The 284-nt window shown below is 59.5% G+C and carries 1 protein-coding gene; it reads right to left on the reverse strand.

The window, feature by feature from the left end:
- A partial coding sequence (locus HOP58_RS22925) for a glycosyltransferase (protein ID WP_234261943.1) occupies nucleotides 1–212 on the reverse strand: 212 nt, incomplete at its 3' end.
- Between the last annotated feature and the right edge of the window lie 72 nt (nucleotides 213–284).

Here is a 284-nt window from a genome sequence, read left to right on the forward strand (position 1 = left end):
AGGTTCTGCAGGGGCTCAAGAACCCGCACGGTGGGGAACTCCTCGCGGACCCGTTCAGCCACATCGTCCAAAGAACCGTTGTCGACCAGGATTATCTCTAGCCGGTCCTGAGGCCAATCGAGTGCGGTAATGGATGCGAGACAGTCGAGGGTCAGTTGTCCACCGTCAAAGGTCAACACGACAATCCTGACCATTGGCGTCTGATCGCTCACGAGTGGTTCGATCGTCGTCACCGGTACACCCCGGGCGTCAGGCTGTCGGCCTCGTCGAACCACGTCACGAGT

It is taken from the genome of Halomonas sp. MCCC 1A11062 (genome assembly GCF_021404355.1).
In the GTDB taxonomy this organism is placed as follows: domain Bacteria; phylum Pseudomonadota; class Gammaproteobacteria; order Pseudomonadales; family Halomonadaceae; genus Halomonas; species Halomonas aerodenitrificans.